A 20,071-nucleotide genomic window follows, 5' to 3' on the forward strand; every position below is an offset into this window, starting at 1 on the left:
ATTACAGGCGCTCTTCCAGCCAGGAGTGAACGGATTGCAGCGCTGCCGGCACCGCCTCAGGCTGGGTACCACCCGCCTGTGCCATGTCCGGACGGCCACCGCCCTTGCCACCCACCTGCTGGGCAACCAGATTGACCAGCTCACCGGCCTTGACCTTGCCGGTCAGGTCGTTGGTGACGCCCGCGATCAGGTTGACCTTGCCATCGGCACAGGTTGCCAGCAGCACAACACCGGACTTCATCTGGTTCTTCAGCTCGTCCAGCACGCCGCGCAGGGATTTCGGATCGGCCCCTTCCAGCGCTGCAACCAGCACCTTCTGACCGTTGATCTCGATCACCTGACCCAGCAGGTCGTTACCGGCCTGAGCGGCCAGCTTGGCCTTGAGCTGCTCCAGCTCGCGCTCCATCATCTTGGCCTTGTCCAGCATCTGGCGAACCTTGTCGGCGATGCAGAACTGGTCACCTTTCACCAGGGCAGCAGCCTCTTCGATCTGCTCGCCAACCTGATGCATGAAGTCGATGGCCGCTTTGCCGGTCACCGCTTCGATACGGCGCACGCCAGCAGCGATACCGCTCTCGGCGATGATCTTGAAGAAGCCGATATCACCGGTGCGCTTGGCGTGAGTACCGCCGCACAACTCGGTGGAGTAGTCGCCCATGCGCACGACACGCACGTCGTCTTCATATTTTTCACCAAACAGCGCCATGGCACCGGCGGACTTGGCCGCTTCCAGATCCATCAGCTGGGTGGTGATTTCGTGGTTGGCGCGGATCTGGTTGTTGACCAGCTCCTCGACCCGGCGAATGGTCGCCATGGTCAGCCCCTCGAAGTGGGAGAAGTCGAAACGCATGCGCTCGGCTCCAACCAGAGAACCTTTCTGGGTGACATGCTCGCCCAGAGCCTGACGCAGAGCTGCGTGCAGCAGGTGAGTCACGGAGTGGTTCAGGGCGATGGCCTGACGACGGTCAGCGTCTACCACGGCCTCGACCTCGGCCCCTTTCTCCAGAGTGCCCAGCTCCATGTAACCCTTGTGGATGATCGCCTTGCCCGCTTTCAGGGTGTCGGTCACGGCAAAGATGCCGTCGTCCACTTTCAGGGTACCGCTGTCGCCAATCTGGCCGCCGGACTCGGCGTAGAAGGGGGTCTGCTCCAGCACGATGACAGCTTCGTCACCGGCGATCAGGCCATTCACCTCTTCGGTGCCCTTGTAGATGCCGAGCACACGGGTGCGCTCGCTCAGGTTCTTGTAACCGGTGAACGGGGTTTCGAAGTCGAGCTTGAGCATCTCGTTGTAGTTCACGCCGAAGCTGGAGGCCTCTTTGGCACGCGCACGCTGCTTCTCCATCTCGGCCTTGAAGCCCTCTTCGTCGATGCCGATCTCGCGCTCGCGCACCACGTCGGCAGTCAGGTCAGCCGGGAAGCCGTAAGTGTCATACAGCTTGAACACCACCTCACCCGGAATAACCTTGGCATCGCCCAGGTTGGCCAGCACATCTTCCAGCAGCAGCAGACCGCGATCCAGGGTGCGGACGAACTGCTCCTCTTCGATGCGCAACACGCGCTCGACCAGCGGCAGCTGGGCGATCAGCTCGGCAGCGACATCCTTCATCTGCACTGCCAGCTCGGCAGCCAGTTTGTAGAAGAAGACATCGGTCGCGCCCAGCTTGCGACCGTGACGCACGGCGCGGCGGATGATGCGGCGCAGCACATAGCCACGACCTTCGTTGGACGGCATCACGCCATCTGCCACCAGGAAGGCGCAGGAGCGGATGTGGTCAGCGATGACGCGCAGGGACTGGTTGCTCAGATCGGTGGTGCCGACAATCTCGGCCGCTTTCTTGATCAGCGCCTGGAAGATGTCGATTTCGTAGTTGGAGTGCACACCCTGCATGATGGCGGAGATACGCTCCAGACCCATGCCGGTATCCACGGACGGACGGGGCAGCGGCTCCATAGTGCCGTCAGCCTGACGGTTGAACTGCATGAAGACCACGTTCCAGATCTCGATGAAACGGTCACCATCCTCTTCCGGTGAGCCGGGACGGCCACCCCAGATGTGATCGCCGTGGTCATAGAAGATCTCGGTGCAGGGACCGCACGGGCCGGTATCGCCCATGGCCCAGAAGTTGTCGGAAGCGTAAGGGGCACCCTTGTTGTCACCGATGCGGACGATGCGATCGGCCGGCACACCGACCTCTTTTTCCCAGATATCGAAAGCTTCATCGTCAGTCGCGTAGACGGTCACCAGCAGGCGATCTTTCGGCAGCTGCAGCACCTCGGTCAGGAAGCCCCATGCAAACTTGATGGCATCCTGCTTGAAGTAGTCACCGAAGCTGAAGTTGCCCAGCATTTCGAAGAAGGTGTGGTGACGAGCGGTATAGCCGACGTTTTCCAGATCATTGTGCTTACCACCGGCACGCACGCAACGCTGGGAAGTCGTCGCGCGATTGTAGGCACGCTTGTCTGCGCCAAGGAACACGTCCTTGAACTGGTTCATACCCGCGTTGGTAAACAACAGGGTCGGGTCGTTATGCGGTACCAGCGAGCTGGAGGAGACAACCTGGTGCCCCTGGGAACGGAAATACTCGAGAAACGCAGCGCGAATCTCTGACGTGGACATATACATGGAAAATCCTGCTTGATTCGAATACGGACTTTTAACCGCATTAATGTAAGTTTTCTGCGGGGTAAAGTAAAACGGACAGGGCCGCCACGGGCGAAAAAGCGCACATAAACGGGCCAGAAAAGAGCGCCACTGCTCACAGTGGCTTTTTCCACTGTCGAGAGGCAAAAAAGCCGCGCACAAAGAGGGATGAGATGAACAAAAGGCTGCTTTTTCGGAATTGCGCTCGCAAGCTACTGAACAGGCAGGAAAAACCTGCCATCAGGAGAGGTGAAACAACGTTTGCCACGCAGTGGCGTTACTCCTCCCGCTCCTGCAGGGCAGAGATAGCGTAACGTGCCTGATCCTGGGTAAAGCCGCGCCCCAGCAGATATTTGAGCCACTTCATCCGCAGCTTGAAATCCGCCAGATCGGCCACCCGGGCGCGCCGTTCGAGCAGAGCAAACGCCAGTTCGAACCAGTCCAGCTCGGGTTGCTCGAATGCGGCATCAATCTGCATATCATCGAGCCCCTTGCGGCGCAGATCGAAACGGATCCTGATGGGGCCACGCCCCTTGGCGGCACCGGCCCGCACTGCCATGCCACCGTAACGTTCATCATTGACCCAGTTATAACCGCGGCAGTAGTCGACCACCGCCTCGATCACCTCTGCATTGAAACCCTGCTGGCGCAGCCGGTTGGCCAGCTCTGACTCGGCACTCTCGCGACGGGCCAGACTGCGCATGGCATAAGCACGGGCGGCGGCAAGCTGCTCTGCAAAGCTCGGCTCGGCAGGCTCGACCGGTTCGGTAACGGATTCATCAACCATCATAAATAACAAGGCCGGGTATCTACCCGGCCTTCCTTTGTTCCTTATTCGAACTCTTGTTCGCTTTCGGCATCGAACTCGTCTGCCTCAACCGGAGCAGCCTTGTCATCGACTGGCACGGCACCGGAGAGCAGCAGCTCGCGCAGACGAGCCTCCACTTCACCAGCCATCGCCTTGTTCTCGGCGAACAGCTTCATCACGTTGGCCTTGCCCTGACCGATCTTCTCGCCGTTGTAGCTGTACCAGGCACCGGCCTTGTCGATCAGCTTGTGCTTGACGCCGAGATCCACCAGCTCGCCCTCTTTGGAGATACCGGCACCGTAGAAGATCTGGAATTCAGCCTGTTTGAAGGGCGGGGCTACCTTGTTCTTGACCACTTTGACGCGGGTCTCGTTACCGACCACTTCGTCACCTTCCTTGATGGCGCCGATACGGCGGATATCCAGACGCACGGAAGCGTAGAACTTGAGCGCGTTACCGCCGGTAGTAGTCTCCGGGCTGCCGAACATAACACCGATTTTCATCCGGATCTGGTTGATGAAGATACACAGGCAATTGGCGTTCTTGATGTTGGCGGTCAGCTTGCGCAGCGCCTGGGACATCAGACGAGCCTGCAGGCCGACGTGGGAGTCACCCATCTCGCCTTCGATTTCCGCTTTCGGAGTCAGGGCTGCCACGGAGTCAACGATGATGACGTCAACGGCGTTGGAGCGAACCAGCATGTCGCAGATCTCCAGCGCCTGTTCACCGGTATCCGGCTGGGAGATGAGCAGGTCGTCGACGTTGACGCCCAGCTTGGCGGCATAGATGGGATCCAGCGCGTGCTCCGCATCGACGAAGGCACAGGTCTTGCCCTTCTTCTGGGCTTCCGCGATCACCTGCAGGGTGAGGGTGGTTTTACCGGAAGATTCCGGGCCGTAGATTTCGACGATACGGCCACACGGCAGACCGCCGATCCCCAGCGCCACGTCCAGCGAGAGGGAACCGGTAGAGATGGCTTCGATATCCATGGTCTTGCTGTCGCCCAGACGCATGATGGAACCTTTGCCGAACTGCTTTTCAATCTGACCCAGCGCAGCCGCCAGTGCCTTCTGTTTGTTCTGATCCATGCCAATCTCCGCTGGAAATCGTGAGTAAAAAATGAAGCTGGGCTAAGTATACTGTCTATTCATACAGTATCAAGCCCAATTTATCTGAGCAGGGCCAACAGACCCGACAAGGCCTGTCTCACCGCCTGCTGGCGCACCTGTCGGCGATCCCCGTCGAAGCGGGCCAGCAGGGAGTGGTGGCGGCCATTGCTGTCGGCCCAGGCGAACCAGACGGTGCCGACCGGCTTGCCCTCGGTGGCGCCGCCGGGGCCAGCGATGCCGCTGATGGCAACGCTGATGGAGGCAGACGAGTGCGCCAGCGCACCGCGGGCCATCTCCAGCACCACCGCTTCGCTCACCGCGCCGTGCCGCTCAAGGCTCTCGCTGCTCACCCCCAACATCTGCTGCTTGGCTTCGTTGGTGTAAGTGACAAATCCGCGATCAAACCAGCCTGAGCTGCCCGCGATGTCGGTGATGGCGCTGGCCACCCCGCCGCCGGTACAGGATTCGGCGGTCGCAGCCAGCCAGCCCCGTTGACCGAGGGCCCGTCCCAGCTCGATGGCAAGGTGCTCTATCTCTGCATCCAGTTTCATCACGACTCCTTCTGATCCGCTCAAGAGGCACATTATGCGATCCCGATACCAACCCCCGCAACCACGGCAGACCGCCCTTGCCTGCCGCAATGTGAGGTGCCGCACCGGAGTCATGTCTTCAATAATGCAGAGCAACCGCGCCCGGAACACCCGCTCCCCCGTCGCGGCGCTTATGTGTAGAATGGCGCCATCAAGCTCAAGGCACATCACCGCAGACACTGGCCCGCAGAGGCCCCTTCTGGAACAGAACATGACCGCACAACACCAAGCCAGCGGCGCCACAGGCTCCGCTCCCGGCGCCAATCTGAGCGCCCACACGCCCATGATGCAGCAGTACCTTGGCCTCAAGGCCGAGAACCCGGAGATCCTGCTGTTCTACCGGATGGGCGACTTCTACGAGCTGTTCTATGACGATGCCCGCAAGGCCTCCCAGCTGCTCGACATCTCCCTGACCAAACGCGGCCAGTCGGCGGGCAGCCCCATACCGATGGCGGGTGTTCCCTATCACGCTATCGAAGGATATCTGGCCAAACTGGTGCAGCTCGGCGAATCCGCCGCCATCTGCGAGCAGGTGGGAGATCCCGCCACCAGCAAGGGACCGGTGGAGCGCAAGGTCATTCGCATCATCACCCCGGGCACCGTTTCCGACGAGGCGCTGCTCAGCGAGCGGCAGGACAACCTGATCGCCGCCGTCTACCACGATGGCCGCCGCTTCGGCTATGGCACCATGGACATCGGCTCCGGCCGCTTCTTCATCAACCAGTTCGAGAAAGAAGAGACCCTGCTGGCAGAGCTTCAGCGCACCAATCCTGCCGAGCTGCTCTACCCCGAATCATTCGAGTTCCTGCACCACATCGAGGGTCGCCGCGGCCTGCGTCGCCGCCCAGAGTGGGAGTTTGAGCTGGGCACCGCCCGCAAGCTGTTGTGTCAGCAGTTCGGCACCCAGGACCTGGTGGGCTTTGGCGTCGACAAGAGCGAGACCGCCCTGTGCGCCGCAGGCTGCCTGATGCAGTACGTCAAGGACACCCAGCGCACCGCCCTGCCCCACATCCGCAATGTGCGCCTCGAACAGCCTGACCATGCGGTCATCATGGATGCCGCCACTCGCCGCAATCTGGAGCTGACCCAGAATCTGGCCGGTGGCTATGAAAATACCCTGGCCGAGGTGCTGGATCGCACCGCCACCCCCATGGGCAGCCGCCTGCTCAAGCGCTGGATCCACCAGCCGATCCGCGATCGGGTGATCCTGAAAGGTCGCCAGAGCACCATCAAGGAGCTCATCGAGCAGAACCTCTATGACGAGCTGGGCAGCCTGCTGCGTCAGGTGGGTGATGTGGAGCGGGTGCTGGCCCGTCTCGCCCTGCGCTCGGCCCGCCCGCGCGACCTCACCCGCCTGCGTCAGGCTTTCGCCCAGTTGCCCGAGTTGCAACGCCTGCTGGCGGACAACGAGCACGAAGCGGTGCAGCAGCTGGCCGAGCGCGCCAGCACCTTCCCCGAGTTGCTCGACCTGCTGGAGCGTGCGGTGATGGAGGTGCCGCCGGTGCTGATCCGCGATGGCGGTGTCATCCGTGACGGCTTCAATCAGGAGCTTGACGAGCTGCGGGATCTCGCCAACGGCGCCACCGCCAGCCTCGCCCGCATCGAGGAGCGGGAGAAACTGCTGACCGGCATCAACACCCTCAAGGTGGGCTACAACAAGGTGCACGGCTTCTATATCGAGGTGAGCCGCGCCAACAGCCATCTGGTGCCGGCCCACTACATCCGCCGCCAGACCCTCAAGAACAACGAACGCTACATCATCGATGAGCTGAAAAAGTACGAGGACAAGGTACTCACCGCCCAGTCCCAGGCGCTGGCGTTGGAGAAACGGCTCTACGAAGAGCTGCTCGATGCCCTGCTGCCGCACCTTGGCGATCTGCAGGAGTCTGCTGCCGCGCTGGCGGAGCTGGACGTGCTGGCCAACCTGGCCGAGCGGGCCGAGACCCTCGACTACCGCTGCCCCACCCTCATCGACGAAGATCAGATCATCATCGAGGCGGGCCGCCATCCGGTGGTGGAGCAGGTGATGACCGACCCCTTCATCGCCAACCCCATCCGGCTGGAGCGGGAGCGGCGGATGCTGATCATCACCGGCCCCAACATGGGCGGTAAATCGACCTATATGCGCCAGACCGCGCTGATCGTGCTGCTGGCCCATATCGGTGCATTCGTGCCTGCGGACAGCGCCCGCATCGGCCCCATCGACCGCATCTTTACCCGCATCGGTGCATCGGACGATCTCGCCTCCGGCCGCTCCACCTTTATGGTGGAGATGACCGAGACCGCCAATATCCTCAACAACGCCACCGCCCGCAGTCTGGTGCTGATGGACGAGATTGGCCGCGGCACCAGCACCTACGACGGTCTCTCGCTGGCGTGGGCCTGCGCCGAGCAGCTGGCGAGCAAGATCGGCGCCTACACCCTGTTCGCCACCCACTACTTCGAGCTGACCCGCCTGCCGGAGCTGATGAACGGGCTGGCCAACGTCCACCTCGATGCGGTGGAGCACGGCGACACCATCGCCTTTATGCACGCGGTGCAGGAAGGCGCGGCCAGCCGCTCCTACGGTCTGCAAGTGGCGGCGTTGGCGGGGGTGCCCAAATCGGTGATCCAGCAGGCCCGTCACAAACTGTACGAGCTGGAGAGCGCCACTCCGGTGGCCGCAGGTGAAAGCCGCTCGGCTCCGGTGGCCCTCGCCCCGCAGCCTCATCCGGTGGTGGAAGAGCTGGAAGCGGTGCGTCCCGACGAGCTCACCCCGCGGCAGGCGCTGGATCTGCTCTATCGCCTCAAGCAGATGTTGTAAGCAGCTGCCGCCGCGCAAGCATGCAAAAGGGGAACCGCGTGGTTCCCCTTTTTATGTTCAACGCATCATATTCAGCACCCGGCAAACCAGTCAGGCCACCGCTCGCGCCTCTCCACGGGCCCGCAGCAGGCTCTGGCGCCCCTGCCAGTAACCCTGCAGATAGCCGGACTCCAGCTTGACCGGGTCCTGGGTAAAACGGGAGACCATGAAATCGGCCGGTGGCGCGATCACCTCGATATCGCAATCGGCAGGGGGATTGGCAATGAAATCGAGTGCCCGGTTGTAGGCGAGATCCCGCTCCAGCATGGCTTGCGCCAGTGCAGGCTGGGTTTTCAGCAAGGCTTTGACCATCCAGCAGAAACGGGCCGGCTTCTTGCGATATCCCCAGGGCTCCGACAGCACCACCGTCATCCGCCGCGCCCCGCGACGATAGGCCTCAATCACCGGAATGGAGTCGCTGATGCCGCCATCGGCCATCGGGCGACCATCGACGCAGGGGGTATCATGCTGCACCACCGGCAGGGCGCAGGTGGCGGTCAGCACCTCGTCCATGTTGTCGGGCCGCACCGGCAGATAGATGGCCTTGCCGCTCGCCACATCGGTCGCCACCGCGTAGAAGGGAATGTCGCGGGCGCAGAAAGTGTCGAGATCGAGCGGGAAGCGATGGCGACTGGCTTGCCACAGCCAGCCGATGTCCACCAGATCGCCCCCTTTGACGAAACGCAGGGGATCGAGAAACCGGGAGCTGCAAGCCAGCTCGGTGATGATGTGGTGACTGCGGCGCGGCTGCTCGCTCAGGTAGGAGACCAGATTGGTGGCACCGGCCGAGACGCCCATGACGAAATCGAACGGGTAGTGGTGACTTTCGACAAACGCATCGAGCACGCCGCTGGCAAAGATGCCGCGCATCGCGCCCCCTTCGACAATCAGGGCGCAAGGGTGGGGATTAAACATAACAAGGCTCCGTCAGCTGTAATACCTGCCGGGATCGATCCCGGCCCAGTGATGGACGCCTTCATGCAGAACATCAAGACGCCGCAGCAGGACGATTCAAGCCACTTGCGCAAGCCAGAAGCAGTGCAAGGGCAAACCTGAACCGTGAAGCGACCACCAGTATATGCAGCTCACCAACCTTCAAAAAATGAATTTAAATAATAAAAAACATGCCTTATTGGCATGATTTAGCACATCGGCAGAGACGGCCCTTTATCCGGGAACAGCACCATCAGGATCAAGGCAGCCCGGGCCCGAACGTCCCGTCGACGGGGTTGTAGTGGTAGGCCCGATAATCAAAGTCCACCTTATCCAAGCGCGGATTGGCCAACTCGAACAACAGGCGCTTGGGGAGCTGCGCCTGCTCGAGGGAAGGTTTGAAGTGGCGCAGCCAGAGCTGTTGCAGCGAGCCATCCCGCCACGCCAGCTTGAGGCCGACCGAGAGGCGGCGGATGGCGGCCTGATTATCCTTGTGGGTGTAGAAGAGGTGAAGGAAGGGATAGTGCAGCGCCACTCGCCGATCCACGGTGAGACCGGGCAGATCACTGTGCTGCTCCTGCTCAATAAAGAGCTCGTTGGCCCCGCGGCAAAAGAGATCAATGCGACCGCGAGCCACCAGCTTGAACAGCCGCTCGTAACCGTCGATCTCCTGCACCTTGAATCCCCCATGACGCAGGATCTCCGCATCCTGCCAGCCACGCCCCTGCCCGTGCAGAAATTGCTGCAGCTCGGTCAGGGTATTGACCCTTGCCACCGCATCGGCCTGCTGCGGACTGACAAAGCAGATGCGATAACCGAGGATACCCAGCTCCACCGGAAAACGGACGTAATCCAGCGCTTCGCTCTCTGCGGCCGGGCGCAGACTGTCAGCCACAAACAGATTGGGGTATTGCTGAGTCTGCACAATCTGTCGCATCCGGATACGGTTCATCGGCGGTGCGGTCCGCAGCTCGTAGTCACCGAAGCTATCGCGGGTCTTCTCCAGCGCCAACTGCAACAGATCGCGAAAATAGAGGGTACGCAAGTCCCGATCGCTCTCGGGGCTGATATGAGTGATGACGTCGCTCGCCCTTAGGGGAGTGGCAAGGAGGGAAAGGCTGCACAGCAGCAAGCAGGAAGCGAGGCGATGAAAGGTCATACTGCTCATCCCGGAAATACAGGCTCACTAGAGTGTAGCGCCGGGACGAGCCGCCTTCTAAAGGGAAGCCAGGCCTACCAGAACATCCGGCCCAGCAGGGGCGCCAGCAGCACGGTCACCATGCCGGCGATCATCATCACCATACTGGAGACCACCCCCTCTTCGTTGCCCATCTGATAGGCCTTGGCGGTACCGGCACCGTGGGCCGAGGCACCAAAACCGGCACCCTTGCCAAGACGACTGCGAATGGCCAGCACGGTGAGCACACTCTCCCCCACCGCCATGCCGATGACGCCGGTGAGCACAACAAACAGCGCGGTGAGATCGCTCTGACCACCGATGGCGCGGGTCGCCTCCACCGCAAACGGCGTAGTGATGGAGCGCATCGCCAGACTGCGTTGCAGCATGTCGGAGAGATCCAGCCAGCGGGCCAGCAGCACGGTACTCCCCACCGCCATGATGACCGATGCGACCACCCCTACCGACAGAGACAACCAGTGGCGACGAATGAGCTGGCGGTTCTCGTAGACCGGCACCGCGAAGGCGACGGTGGCGGGGCCCAGCAGCCAGAGCAGCCAGTGGGATTCCGCCATGTAATCCTGATAGGGGATGTGGAACAGCAGCACCACGGCCACCAGCAGGGTCGGCGCCAGCAGCAGCGGCATCAGCGGCAGAATGCGCTTTTTGCCATAGAGCCATTTGCTGGCGTAGTAGAAGATCAGGGTGAGGGCGAAACAGATCAGCCCGAGCAGGGTATCAGACATGACGGCGACTCCGGCGGGCCAGTTTCAGTTCGAGGCGGTAGACCCGGTCCACCACCAGCGCGGTAGTGCCGAGTACCAGCGTGGTGCTCACCAGCAGCACCACCATGATGCGCCACCCCTCCTGCAACAGCAGATCCTGATAGTTGACCACCGCCACCACAGCGGGCACGAAGAAGAGCAGCATCTCGGCCAGCAGCCAGCGAGCACCCGCGCTGAACCACTCGGCCTTAACCACCCCGAGCAGGATGCAGGCCAGCAGCAACAGCATGCCGGTGAGGTTGGCGGGCAGCGGCAGATGGAGGGTACGCACCGCGGTATCGGCCAGCAGCCAGATGGCTGCCAGCAACACAATCTGGAAGGGAGTTTGTAACCAGCGCAAGCAGAGGGCTTTCATGATCATCGTCTTTCTGTGAACCGGCTCACAGTATAGAGTTGAGCAAAACCTGCCAGAAATGAATTAAAATTATCAAATTCATGCCGCATAGGCATACTTCATCCCGTACCCGCCAACACGAGTCGAGAGAGTCCATGGATATTCGCGCCCTGCGCTATTTTGTCGAACTGGTGCGGGAAAAAAGCTTCACCCGCGCCTCTGAAAAACTGTTCGTCACCCAGCCCACCATCAGCAAGATGATCCGCAATATCGAAGAGGAGCTGGGCCAACCCCTGCTCAACCGGGAAGGACGCCGCTTCACCCTGACCGACAGCGGCCAGGTGCTGTTCAACCGGGCCCAGACCATCTTGGCGGAGATGCAGCAGCTGGAGGCCGAACTGGCGGATCTGCAGAGCCTGCAACACGGTCGCCTCACCCTTGGCATTCCCCCCATGGTGGGTCACGTCTATGCAGATCTGATCCGCGCCTACCGCACCCGCTATCCCAAGGTTGAGCTGACCTTGGTGGAGTACGGCGGTCGCCGCATCGAACAGGCGGTGCTGGAGGGGGAGCTGGATCTCGCCATCACCATGCTGCCGACCAAAGAGGGGGGCGCCCTCAGCGCGCTGGAGTTGGATCAATACCCGATCCGGGTAGTGCTGCCTGATCAACCCCGCTGGCATGGCGATGCACCACTGCGGCTGGAGTCTCTGCAGGAGGAGCCCTTCCTGCTCTATACCCAGGCGTTTACCCTGAGCGAGCGGCTGGAGCAGGCGTGTCAGGAGGCGGGCTTTGTGCCGCAGGTGGCAGCGCGCAGCAGCCAGTGGGATTTTCTCACCGCCATGGTACGCAGCGGCATGGGGGTCGCCTTCTTGCCGGAGCCGGTCTGCAACCGGCTGACCCCGGATGGTCTGGTGCTGCGACCGCTGGAGCCTGAACTGAGCTGGCGACTCGGGGTGATCTGGCCGAGCGAGCGCTATCTGTCGCGCACCGCCGAGGCCTGGCTGGCCCTCTGCCGCCAGCGGCAGGCACCTCAGTAATCGCCGAAGCGATCTGTCTGCGGATTGTAGAAGTAGGGGCGGTAATCGAAGCTGATCCCGTCGAGGAAGGGGTTATCCAGTCGCAGCAGTCGGCGCTGGGAGAGCTTGGCAAAGGCGATGGCCGGGCCAAAGCTCTTGCGCCACAGCGCCTGTAGCGAGCCATCCAGCCACGCCAGCTGCAACCCCCGCTCGACCCGCTGCAGCGCCTCGCGATTGTTGGGATTGGTGTAGAAGACCCGGGGCAGCGGGTAGTAGATCAATAGCGCATCATCCACCAGCAGATCCGTCATCTCCTTGTGGGTAAGCTGCTCACTGCGCAGCTCGCTCACCCCGCGGCAGAAGAGATCGAAGCGGCCCCGCGCCACCATTTTGAACAGCTTCTCGTACCCCTCCACTTCCACCACCTCCATCCCGGCGTAACGCAGGATATCCACATCCAGCCACCCCTTGCCCTGACCGAAGGTGAACTGCCGCAGCCCCTTGAGGTCGGTCACTTTGCTCACCGCCGCCTTTTGCTGCGGGCTGACAAAACAGATGCGGTAGCTGACGATGCCCAGATGGATGGGAAAACGGACATAGGCGAGCCCCAGATCCTCGCGGGTGCTGCTGTAGCTGTCCATTACAAAGAGGTTGGGATAGCTGTCGAGCTGCATGCTGACCCGCTCGCGCGCCTTGGTCATGGGCGGCGCAGGCTCCAGCAGATAGTTGCCAAACTGGTCGCGGGTCTTGTCGAGGGCGAGCCGCAGCAGCTCCCGATCATAAGTGGTGCGCGGATCCCGCTCGCTCTCCGGGCTGATATAGGTAAACCGGGTGGCCGCCTGTCCGGTCAGCGACAACATGCAGAGCAGAGCGGCAGCAAGCAGATGCAGGGGTGACATAAACCGCGCCTTGGCTGAAGGGGTACTTTCAGTGTAGCCCCCGAGCGCGGGCGCCCGCTCCCGCCACCACCCCATGGTCTCTTCCCCTTTTTGGCCAGCTGCGTCCATCAGCCTACTCCCCCGCCGGAGGCGTGCTTCTGAGCGACGCGGCGTAACGTTGGTAGGCAGCTGAGTCGCGCACCTGCTCGATGGCATCCCACACCTGCCGGCTTTGTTGGGGATGGGCCTGATAGAAGCGGTGAGAGAAGACCAGATAGTAGGGTTTCTCCACCAGCACCGGCGACAGCCGCTCGATACGGGCCTGCAGCTCGGGATGGGCCGCCAGAATGCTGTCAGCCACCTCGGTCTGGATGGCCGTCGCCTGCGCCCGATCCATCACCAGCTTTTTCAACATGATCAGCGGGTCACGGCTGGAGTCGTCCACCTCGGCCCCCGCCGCCAGCAACAAGTCGACGATGGAAAATCCCGACTGGGCCGCCACCATGCCCTTGACCCTGAGAGTGGTGCCATCCCACTGGCTCTTGCCCCCCTTGAGCTGATAGAGGCTGTAGCTCTCGGTCAGCAGCCGCTTGGCGGGGTCGGGTTTGCCCCCGCGCATGGGATAAACCCCCACCTTGGTCGCCCGCTCGACGCTGTAACTCATCTTGATGGCCGCATCCATCTGGCCACTGCTCACCTGCGAGAGGCAGCGCTTCCACGGCAGCGGCGTCAGCTCGATCTCGGCATTGAGGGCGGTGGCAACCGCCTTGAGGTGATACTGCACAATCCCCTCGCCCGATTGCAGCAGCCAGGGGTAGGAGTCACTGTTTTCGAGGCAGGTACGCAGCGTAAAGGCCGGGACCGCGCTGCCGGTGGCGGGCAGCAGCAACGCGATGAAGAGCAGGATGCGGGCAGATACGCGCATGGGCCATCTCCTTGGCGGCAACGATCTCTCCCTCACTCTATCAGAGCCTGTGCATCTGATAATCCGGCTCAGGGCAGTGAACCGAAATCATCCGCCTGCGGATTGTAAAGGTAGGGGCGGTAGTCAAAACCCGTCTTGAGTAGCAGCGGGTTGCCGAGCCGGAAGATCTGGCGAGCCCCCAGATTGGCAAACACCAGCGAGGACTGGAAGTGGTGACGCCAGAGCCGCTTGAGGGAACCATCCTGCCAGGCTAGTTGCAGACCGCGCTCAAGGCGCTCGCGCTCCTGAACGTAGCGGGCATTACTGTAGAACACGTGGATCAACGGATAGAAAAGGGCCAGATGGCGATCGACCGTCAAACCGGCCACCTTGCCCTGATGAGATTGCCACTCCGGCAGGATCTCGTTGGCCCCACGACAGAAGAGATCGATGCGCCCTCGTGCCACCATACGAAACAGCGACTCGTAGTTATCCACCTCATGCACCGTCAGCCCGCCGTGGCGCAGGATCGCCGCATCCTGCCAGCCGGTGCCCACCCCTTGAGTGAAGTGGCGCAACTGATCCAGGGTGTTCACCCGCGCCAGCTCGGCAGCACGATCCGAGCCGACAAAACAGACCCGATAGCCGAGGATCCCCATATCGATCGGGAACGGGATCGATGCCACCTGATCCGCCACCGCCTCCCCCTGATAAGGCCAGCTGTCGACAATAAAGAGGGCGTTTTTGCCCTGCTCCTGCACCTCGATCCGCATCCGCGCCTTGTTCATCGGCAGGGAGTCCAGCAACTCGTAGTCGCCATATTCGGGGCGAGTTTTCTCTAGCGCCAGCTGCATCACCTCACGGTAATAACGCATCCGCATATCCTGACTGTTTTCAGGGCTGAGCAGGGTAAAACGGGTGGCAGCCAGCAAGGCAGAGGGGAGGGATAAACAGAGGCAAAGCAACAGAAGTCGGTACATCATGGCTGAACTCATACAACGGGGTTCACCCATTATAGACTGGCACGCACCCCGTTGAGCACAGGGCACGCGCCCGCTCACAGGTGGGGCTATCCGGGCCGCCACAGGCCCGGAGAGCAGGTTCACACCATGCCCGGCACTACTCTTCGCCGATGGGTGCAGCGATCCACTTCATCAGCGTCAGCATATCCTGCGGCGCCACCCCGACCGAGAGACCGCGCTTGCCGCCGCTCACCAGGATCTCGTCAAACTGCAGCGCCGACTCGTCGAGCACAGTGGGCAGCAGTTTCTTCTGCGCCAGCGGGCTGATGCCACCCACCTTGTAACCAGTCAGCTTCTCCGCTTCCGCCGGTTTCATCATCTCCACCTTCTTGAGACCGGTCGCCTTGGCCAGCTGTTTCAGGCTGCACATGCCGGATGAGGGAACGATGGCCACCACCGCCTGCTTGTCGTGATGGGCGACCAGAGTCTTGAACACCTGCGCCTCCGGCAGCCCGAGCTGGGTCGCGGCATGCTTGCCGAAATCGTCGTGGGCTTCGCACTCGTAGGGGTAGAGCTTGTGGGGAATTTTGAGCTTCTTCAGCAGGTTGATGGCAGGAGTCATGATGGTTGCCTTGAATCGAATCGCATAAAAACAAGGCCAAACAGTCTGCGCCTCACTCTGGGGTGATGCAAGGGGGGATGGAAGTTGCAAGGGCCATTGACTGGCCGCCATACCATGCACGCTTGGTGGCGAGCGACCAGAACACTTGACCAAACAGAGTCCAAACGGGTATTGCTTTAACCCTTTGCCGCCACAACCCATACCGCAGGAGCCCATATGCAACTAACCCCACCCCAACCGCCTCAGGACGATGATGTTGAAGCGCTGCGCATTGGCCTGACGGGCTACAACGTAAGCCAGGCAGGCCCTCAACTGTACGAACTTCGGCGCGAGCGGATCGCCAGCTTTATCAAGGATAAAGAGGGCAAGGTACACGGCGGCATCATTGCCGACATCAAGTGGGGCTGGTTGCACGTCGACTGGCTCTGGATCGACGAAAGCATCCGCTGCGATGGCTGGGGCGGCCGCCTGCTCGGCGCCATGGAGCAGTACGCCCAAAGCAAGGGCATCAGCAACTACCACTTGGAAACCACCAGCTTTCAGGCCCTCCCCTTCTACCAGAAGCAGGGTTACGAAGTCTTTGGCCAGCTGCCCGATATGCCGCCGGGGCATATCAGTTACTTCCTGAAAAAGCAGGACAAGTGATGACACTCCCGCGCCTTGCCAACGCCAATATAGTGATCCGCCCATTCGAACCGGCCGATGCCGACGAGTTTGTCCGCGCGGCCCACGAATCGATCGAGACGGTCGGCAAATGGATGAGCTGGTGCTCCCGTTCATTTACCCGGGAGAGCGCGCTGGAGTGGTTTACCAGCTGCGAGCAGGATTGTGCGGCGGGACGCGCCTTTGACATGGGCATCTTCTGCGCCACCACCGGCCAACTGCAGGGTGGCGCAGGAATCAACCAGCTGTCGCCCCATCATCGTTACGGCAATATCGGCTATTGGGTACGCCAATCCCGCCAAGGCTGCGGCATCGCCCGACAGGCGGTCGCCCTGCTCCGTGACTTTGGCTTTCAGCAGTTGGAACTATTTCGGCTAGAGATCGTGATGGGAGTTGGCAACAACGCCAGCGAAGCTGTTGCTATCGCAGCAGGGGCAACCTTTGAATGCCGGGCTAGAAATCGCATCTTCCTTCATGGACAGCCACTTGATGCACGTATATATTCACTGGTTCCCAAAAACCACTCCCGTTAGTGGTACATATTAAGCGGGCAATAACTCTAAAATAGCGACAGTGGCCTCTCAAACAACCTAATTAAAAACAACGAGGCCTCGTCAAAATTTTAAATCCTTGAATTTTTATACTGCGGCCCACTCCTCAACAATAGTTTCATGTCCAAGGTAACTAACATATGTTCCACTTAAGAGAGAACCATTACTAATTTTATTTAAGACTTTAAATGCCTCTTCATGTTCATCAAGTGTTGCAACCTCTCTTAAGTACAGGCCTTTATATTCACTTAAACGCCAGCGCACAATGCTCCTCTGCATGTGCTGGAAGATACTGCCCTTCTGAGGTGGCTTTCGATGAAAAACGAAGTAATCTATATCAATATTCAAGAAATCTTGCCTAGCAATAGAAAGTTTACTAGCCGAATATCTATAAAGAGAGTTTATACCTTCTATTATTTTCAACTTAACATCATCATCTTTAACATTTTTGCAAGCCCCCTCCTTGAATTCAACAAAGATTAATTTACCCCCAGCGCAAGCAAGCATATCTGGTGCTTTTCCTTTTTTATCACCTTTACCTGGAGTAAATTCGATATCATCAAAAGAAATAAACTTCACATCAGAACAATAAAATTTCTTTTCCGATGCATCATTATAACTTATATCAGTCAATGATTTATATTGCCCAGGAAAATCCGCTAATAAACGCTCATATATTTTATTACAAATCATAGTCGTCACTTATAAAGCAAGAATCTTCATACAAACGTTGAAAAGGTGCAGCAAGTGCCTCTAAAATATCACCAATATCGCTACCTAATGAGCGCAGCTCTGTATGGCCACCAGCAATTTTTTCAGCGTAATAGAAGTTTGAACGGATTCCTTTTCTAACTGAAAAAGCTTTTAACGCTTCAACTATGTATGGGCTATGAGTATTTACCAGTATGTTACCACCCATGCTAACTAGCTCACATATGATTTTTGCATACTCTAGTTGCCATTTTGGATGTAGATTAACTTCTGGCTCATCAATGATTAAAATAGTTTTATCATTAGTTAGGCCTGATACAACTAAAGAATTTAGAATACCCAGAGACTTAATGCCAGCAGCAATATTTATGGATGACGCTGAAACGCCTTTGTTATTTTTATAAACGAAATCGTTATCTTTTTCGTTATACGAGAACTTGCCGCCATATATGCCTGATATCTCTTTTTCTATGACTGATGGCTCATCATCATAATACTTTGAGTTCTTTAACTTAGTCAGCAAATCTTTATAGTGTAATGGTATAGTTAGCGGTTTTGAACCACTTCTAGCACCAGCATCAAAGGATCCTGAAATATCTATCTGAGATATGAAGTTCACTACAGCAGGAGAGTCCACATATGTGATATCAACATACTGTATTAGATCCAACTGTTGAAAAGATTTCACCTTTCCATCATGCAGGTCACAGGAAAGAATCTCAATGTCAGAGTCAACGAGTTTTAGCTTAGATACATTAGATGATATGTATCTATTAACAACACCACCTTTAAACTCAGAGTGAATTATGCTCGAGAGAGATTTTATTTGTACGCTTATAGGGTCTACACCATCCTCTATCAGGTCATGTATTCGATTAAACTTAATCGCAAAATCTTTATATATAGAATCCTCATCCAGCAATAAATTTTCTATAACATAAATGCTATTTTTACGCGACTCTACAGCAGATATACCGCGAAGTTTTATATCATCAAAAAAAGTGGGCGGAAAAATATACTCCCTTATTTTTGAGTATAATGATACGCCAAGCATTTTTCTAGATGAGAAATATACATCTTCGACAGCTTGGATAATCTCTCTATTTTTTACCTCCTCGTTTATTTCTGTTGATTTCTGGACACCTTTAATCAAAGAAAAAAGGGCTTTCCCTATTGTGCTTTTCCCTGTGTCATTATCACCAGCAATAACAGAAAGCCCATTAATTTCGACTTTTGCTGTATGTATGGGGCCAAAATTCAGTATATCTAAAATCATATTTAGGCACATCCACTCTGTCGACTAATAGTTCTAACTCGAAAGAATATATAAAAAATGATCATCAGGCTAGGACTTCTCATCTTACAGCCAACGACATTCATATCGTTACACCAGCAAGACAATCCTGTTGCCGCAGGCAAAAGGAAACGGCAAGCAGTGCGGGGATCTGCCCCTCCGATCTGCTTGCCGCTGTCTGTTATCACAGGTGTAAACGTCGTTAACGACCCAAAAACGGTTCCCAATCTTTAAACACCGGCTGCAAACCCGCCTGCCGCACGGCGGCGGCCACCTCTCCTACCGGCCTGTCGTCGTGGATGGCGAACTGCTCCAGCTCCTCTTTATCCCCCTCGGCATAGCCCCCCGGCTGGGTGCGCGACTCGGCCGACATCTGGGTGATGCCAAGGCGCACCGCGCCGTTGCGAAAGGTGGCGGACTCGCGAGTGGAGAGGGACAAGTCCAGCGTGGGCGAGAAGAGGCGCCAGGCGCAGATCAGCTGGGCCAGCTGGCGATCCGACATAACCACGGCAGGCTCCAGCCCACCGGTGCAGGGGCGCAGGCGCGGGAAGGAGAGCGAGTAGCGGCTCTGCCAGTGGTGGCGCTCAAGCCAGCTCAGATGCTCGGCGACAAAGTAGCTGTCGGCGCGCCAGTCCGAGGAGAGACCGATCAGCGCCCCCAGCCCGATCTTGTCGATACCGGCGCGGCCCAGCCGATCCGGCGTGGCGAGACGCCATGCGATGTCCCGCTTGTTGCCACGCAGATGGTGGCGGGCGTAGGTGGGGGCGTGGTAGGTCTCCTGATAGACCATGACGGCGTCGAGGCCGAGGCTTTTCAGCTCGGCATATTCGGCTTGCGAGAGAGGCTGCACTTCCATCCCCACCGTGCTGAAGTGGTGGCGGATGATGGGCATCACCTCGCGAAAATAGGCGAGCCCCACCTTGTGCTCGTGCTCGCCGGTCACCAGCAGCACGCTGTCAAAACCGCGCGCCTTGATGGCCAGACACTCGCGCTCTATCTCCTCTGCATTCAGGGTCTTGCGCTTGAGGCGGTTGCTCATGGAGAAGCCGCAGTAGGTGCAGTCGTTGGCGCACAGGTTCGACAGATAGAGCGGCACATAGAAGCCGATGGTGTTGCCAAAGCGCTGGCGAGTCAGCCGCTCGGCCTCGGCGGCCATTTGCGGCAAAAGCGCCTCGGCGGCAGGGGAGATCAGCGCCATAAAATCGGTCAGGGTGCGGCGCGGTGCGCTCAGCGCCCGCTCTACAT

General features: G+C 58.8%; 19 protein-coding genes. 4 read left to right on the forward strand and 15 right to left on the reverse strand.

Annotated features, from left to right (window positions below; translation table 11 throughout):
- Nucleotide 1: 1 nt before the first annotated feature.
- The 4 genes from alaS to pncC form a co-directional block, all read right to left on the reverse strand.
- Entirely contained in the window at nucleotides 2-2,626 is a 2,625-nt protein-coding gene (gene alaS / locus DBR30_RS11665; protein ID WP_108539483.1) for an alanine--tRNA ligase, read from the reverse strand.
- A gap of 295 nt (nucleotides 2,627-2,921) precedes the next feature.
- Nucleotides 2,922-3,431 (reverse strand): regulatory protein RecX, encoded by a 510-nt coding sequence (locus DBR30_RS11670; protein WP_108539527.1) that lies wholly within the window; start codon nucleotides 3,429-3,431, stop codon nucleotides 2,922-2,924.
- Between the two features lie 44 nt (nucleotides 3,432-3,475).
- Nucleotides 3,476-4,540, reverse strand: a complete 1,065-nt coding sequence (gene recA, locus DBR30_RS11675) for a recombinase RecA (protein ID WP_108539486.1) — start codon at nucleotides 4,538-4,540, stop codon at nucleotides 3,476-3,478.
- An 80-nt stretch (nucleotides 4,541-4,620) separates the two neighbouring features.
- Nucleotides 4,621-5,112: a nicotinamide-nucleotide amidase gene (gene pncC, locus DBR30_RS11680; RefSeq protein WP_108539489.1), complete on the reverse strand. Its 492-nt coding sequence runs from the start codon at nucleotides 5,110-5,112 to the stop codon at nucleotides 4,621-4,623.
- A gap of 250 nt (nucleotides 5,113-5,362) precedes the next feature.
- Here pncC and mutS point away from each other — a divergent pair, with 250 nt between their 5' ends.
- Nucleotides 5,363-7,954, forward strand: coding sequence for a DNA mismatch repair protein MutS (gene mutS / locus DBR30_RS11685; protein WP_108539492.1), 2,592 nt, complete (start codon nucleotides 5,363-5,365; stop codon nucleotides 7,952-7,954).
- A gap of 90 nt (nucleotides 7,955-8,044) precedes the next feature.
- Here mutS and DBR30_RS11690 read toward each other — a convergent pair whose 3' ends face one another.
- The 4 genes from DBR30_RS11690 to DBR30_RS11705 form a co-directional block, all read right to left on the reverse strand.
- Nucleotides 8,045-8,908, reverse strand: coding sequence for a patatin-like phospholipase family protein (locus DBR30_RS11690; RefSeq protein ID WP_108539495.1), 864 nt, complete (start codon nucleotides 8,906-8,908; stop codon nucleotides 8,045-8,047).
- Between the two features lie 277 nt (nucleotides 8,909-9,185).
- Nucleotides 9,186-10,085, reverse strand: a complete 900-nt coding sequence (locus tag DBR30_RS11695) for a hypothetical protein (protein WP_108539498.1) — start codon at nucleotides 10,083-10,085, stop codon at nucleotides 9,186-9,188.
- A gap of 74 nt (nucleotides 10,086-10,159) precedes the next feature.
- Entirely contained in the window at nucleotides 10,160-10,849 is a 690-nt protein-coding gene (locus DBR30_RS11700; RefSeq protein WP_108539501.1) for an LrgB family protein, read from the reverse strand.
- Nucleotides 10,842-11,243, reverse strand: coding sequence for a CidA/LrgA family protein (locus tag DBR30_RS11705; RefSeq protein WP_040069042.1), 402 nt, complete (start codon nucleotides 11,241-11,243; stop codon nucleotides 10,842-10,844). The genes DBR30_RS11700 and DBR30_RS11705 overlap by 8 nt, the downstream gene beginning before the upstream one ends.
- A gap of 134 nt (nucleotides 11,244-11,377) precedes the next feature.
- Between DBR30_RS11705 and DBR30_RS11710 the strand changes: the two genes are divergently transcribed.
- Nucleotides 11,378-12,262, forward strand: coding sequence for a LysR family transcriptional regulator (locus tag DBR30_RS11710; RefSeq protein ID WP_064335340.1), 885 nt, complete (start codon nucleotides 11,378-11,380; stop codon nucleotides 12,260-12,262).
- On the opposite strand, the gene DBR30_RS11715 is transcribed toward DBR30_RS11710, so the two are convergent.
- The 4 genes from DBR30_RS11715 to ybaK all read right to left on the reverse strand — a co-directional run bounded on the left by DBR30_RS11715 (nucleotide 12,256) and on the right by ybaK (nucleotide 15,607).
- Nucleotides 12,256-13,140 carry a hypothetical protein gene (locus tag DBR30_RS11715; protein WP_108539504.1) on the reverse strand — a complete coding sequence of 295 codons (885 nt, stop codon included), beginning with the start codon at nucleotides 13,138-13,140 and terminating at the stop codon, nucleotides 12,256-12,258. The genes DBR30_RS11710 and DBR30_RS11715 overlap by 7 nt on opposite strands.
- Nucleotides 13,141-13,252: 112 nt before the next feature.
- Entirely contained in the window at nucleotides 13,253-14,044 is a 792-nt protein-coding gene (locus tag DBR30_RS11720) for a substrate-binding periplasmic protein (RefSeq protein ID WP_108539507.1), read from the reverse strand.
- Nucleotides 14,045-14,112: 68 nt separating this feature from the next.
- Nucleotides 14,113-15,006 carry a hypothetical protein gene (locus DBR30_RS11725; RefSeq protein WP_108539510.1) on the reverse strand — a complete coding sequence of 298 codons (894 nt, stop codon included), beginning with the start codon at nucleotides 15,004-15,006 and terminating at the stop codon, nucleotides 14,113-14,115.
- Between the two features lie 136 nt (nucleotides 15,007-15,142).
- Nucleotides 15,143-15,607, reverse strand: a complete 465-nt coding sequence (ybaK, locus tag DBR30_RS11730; RefSeq protein ID WP_005336092.1) for a Cys-tRNA(Pro) deacylase — start codon at nucleotides 15,605-15,607, stop codon at nucleotides 15,143-15,145.
- Between the two features lie 216 nt (nucleotides 15,608-15,823).
- Here ybaK and DBR30_RS11735 point away from each other — a divergent pair, with 216 nt between their 5' ends.
- Both DBR30_RS11735 and DBR30_RS11740 read left to right on the forward strand, forming a co-directional pair.
- Entirely contained in the window at nucleotides 15,824-16,252 is a 429-nt protein-coding gene (locus tag DBR30_RS11735) for a GNAT family N-acetyltransferase (protein WP_108539513.1), read from the forward strand.
- On the forward strand, nucleotides 16,252-16,803 hold the full coding sequence (locus DBR30_RS11740; protein WP_108539516.1) for a GNAT family N-acetyltransferase: 552 nt from the start codon (nucleotides 16,252-16,254) through the stop codon (nucleotides 16,801-16,803). The genes DBR30_RS11735 and DBR30_RS11740 overlap by 1 nt, the downstream gene beginning before the upstream one ends.
- Before the next feature lie 105 nt (nucleotides 16,804-16,908).
- Here the strand turns inward: DBR30_RS11740 and DBR30_RS11745 are convergent, their stop codons facing one another.
- The 3 genes from DBR30_RS11745 to thiH form a co-directional block, all read right to left on the reverse strand.
- Nucleotides 16,909-17,514 carry a hypothetical protein gene (locus tag DBR30_RS11745; RefSeq protein WP_146181034.1) on the reverse strand — a complete coding sequence of 202 codons (606 nt, stop codon included), beginning with the start codon at nucleotides 17,512-17,514 and terminating at the stop codon, nucleotides 16,909-16,911.
- Nucleotides 17,504-18,808 carry an AAA family ATPase gene (locus tag DBR30_RS11750; RefSeq protein ID WP_181363558.1) on the reverse strand — a complete coding sequence of 435 codons (1,305 nt, stop codon included), beginning with the start codon at nucleotides 18,806-18,808 and terminating at the stop codon, nucleotides 17,504-17,506. The genes DBR30_RS11745 and DBR30_RS11750 overlap by 11 nt, the downstream gene beginning before the upstream one ends.
- A gap of 220 nt (nucleotides 18,809-19,028) precedes the next feature.
- Nucleotides 19,029-20,071: 2-iminoacetate synthase ThiH (gene thiH / locus DBR30_RS11755; RefSeq protein ID WP_108588359.1), on the reverse strand; the 1,043-nt coding region annotated here is incomplete at its 5' end.

The sequence above is a fragment of the Aeromonas sp. HMWF017 genome (assembly GCF_003061465.1).
Lineage (GTDB): Bacteria > Pseudomonadota > Gammaproteobacteria > Enterobacterales > Aeromonadaceae > Aeromonas > Aeromonas veronii.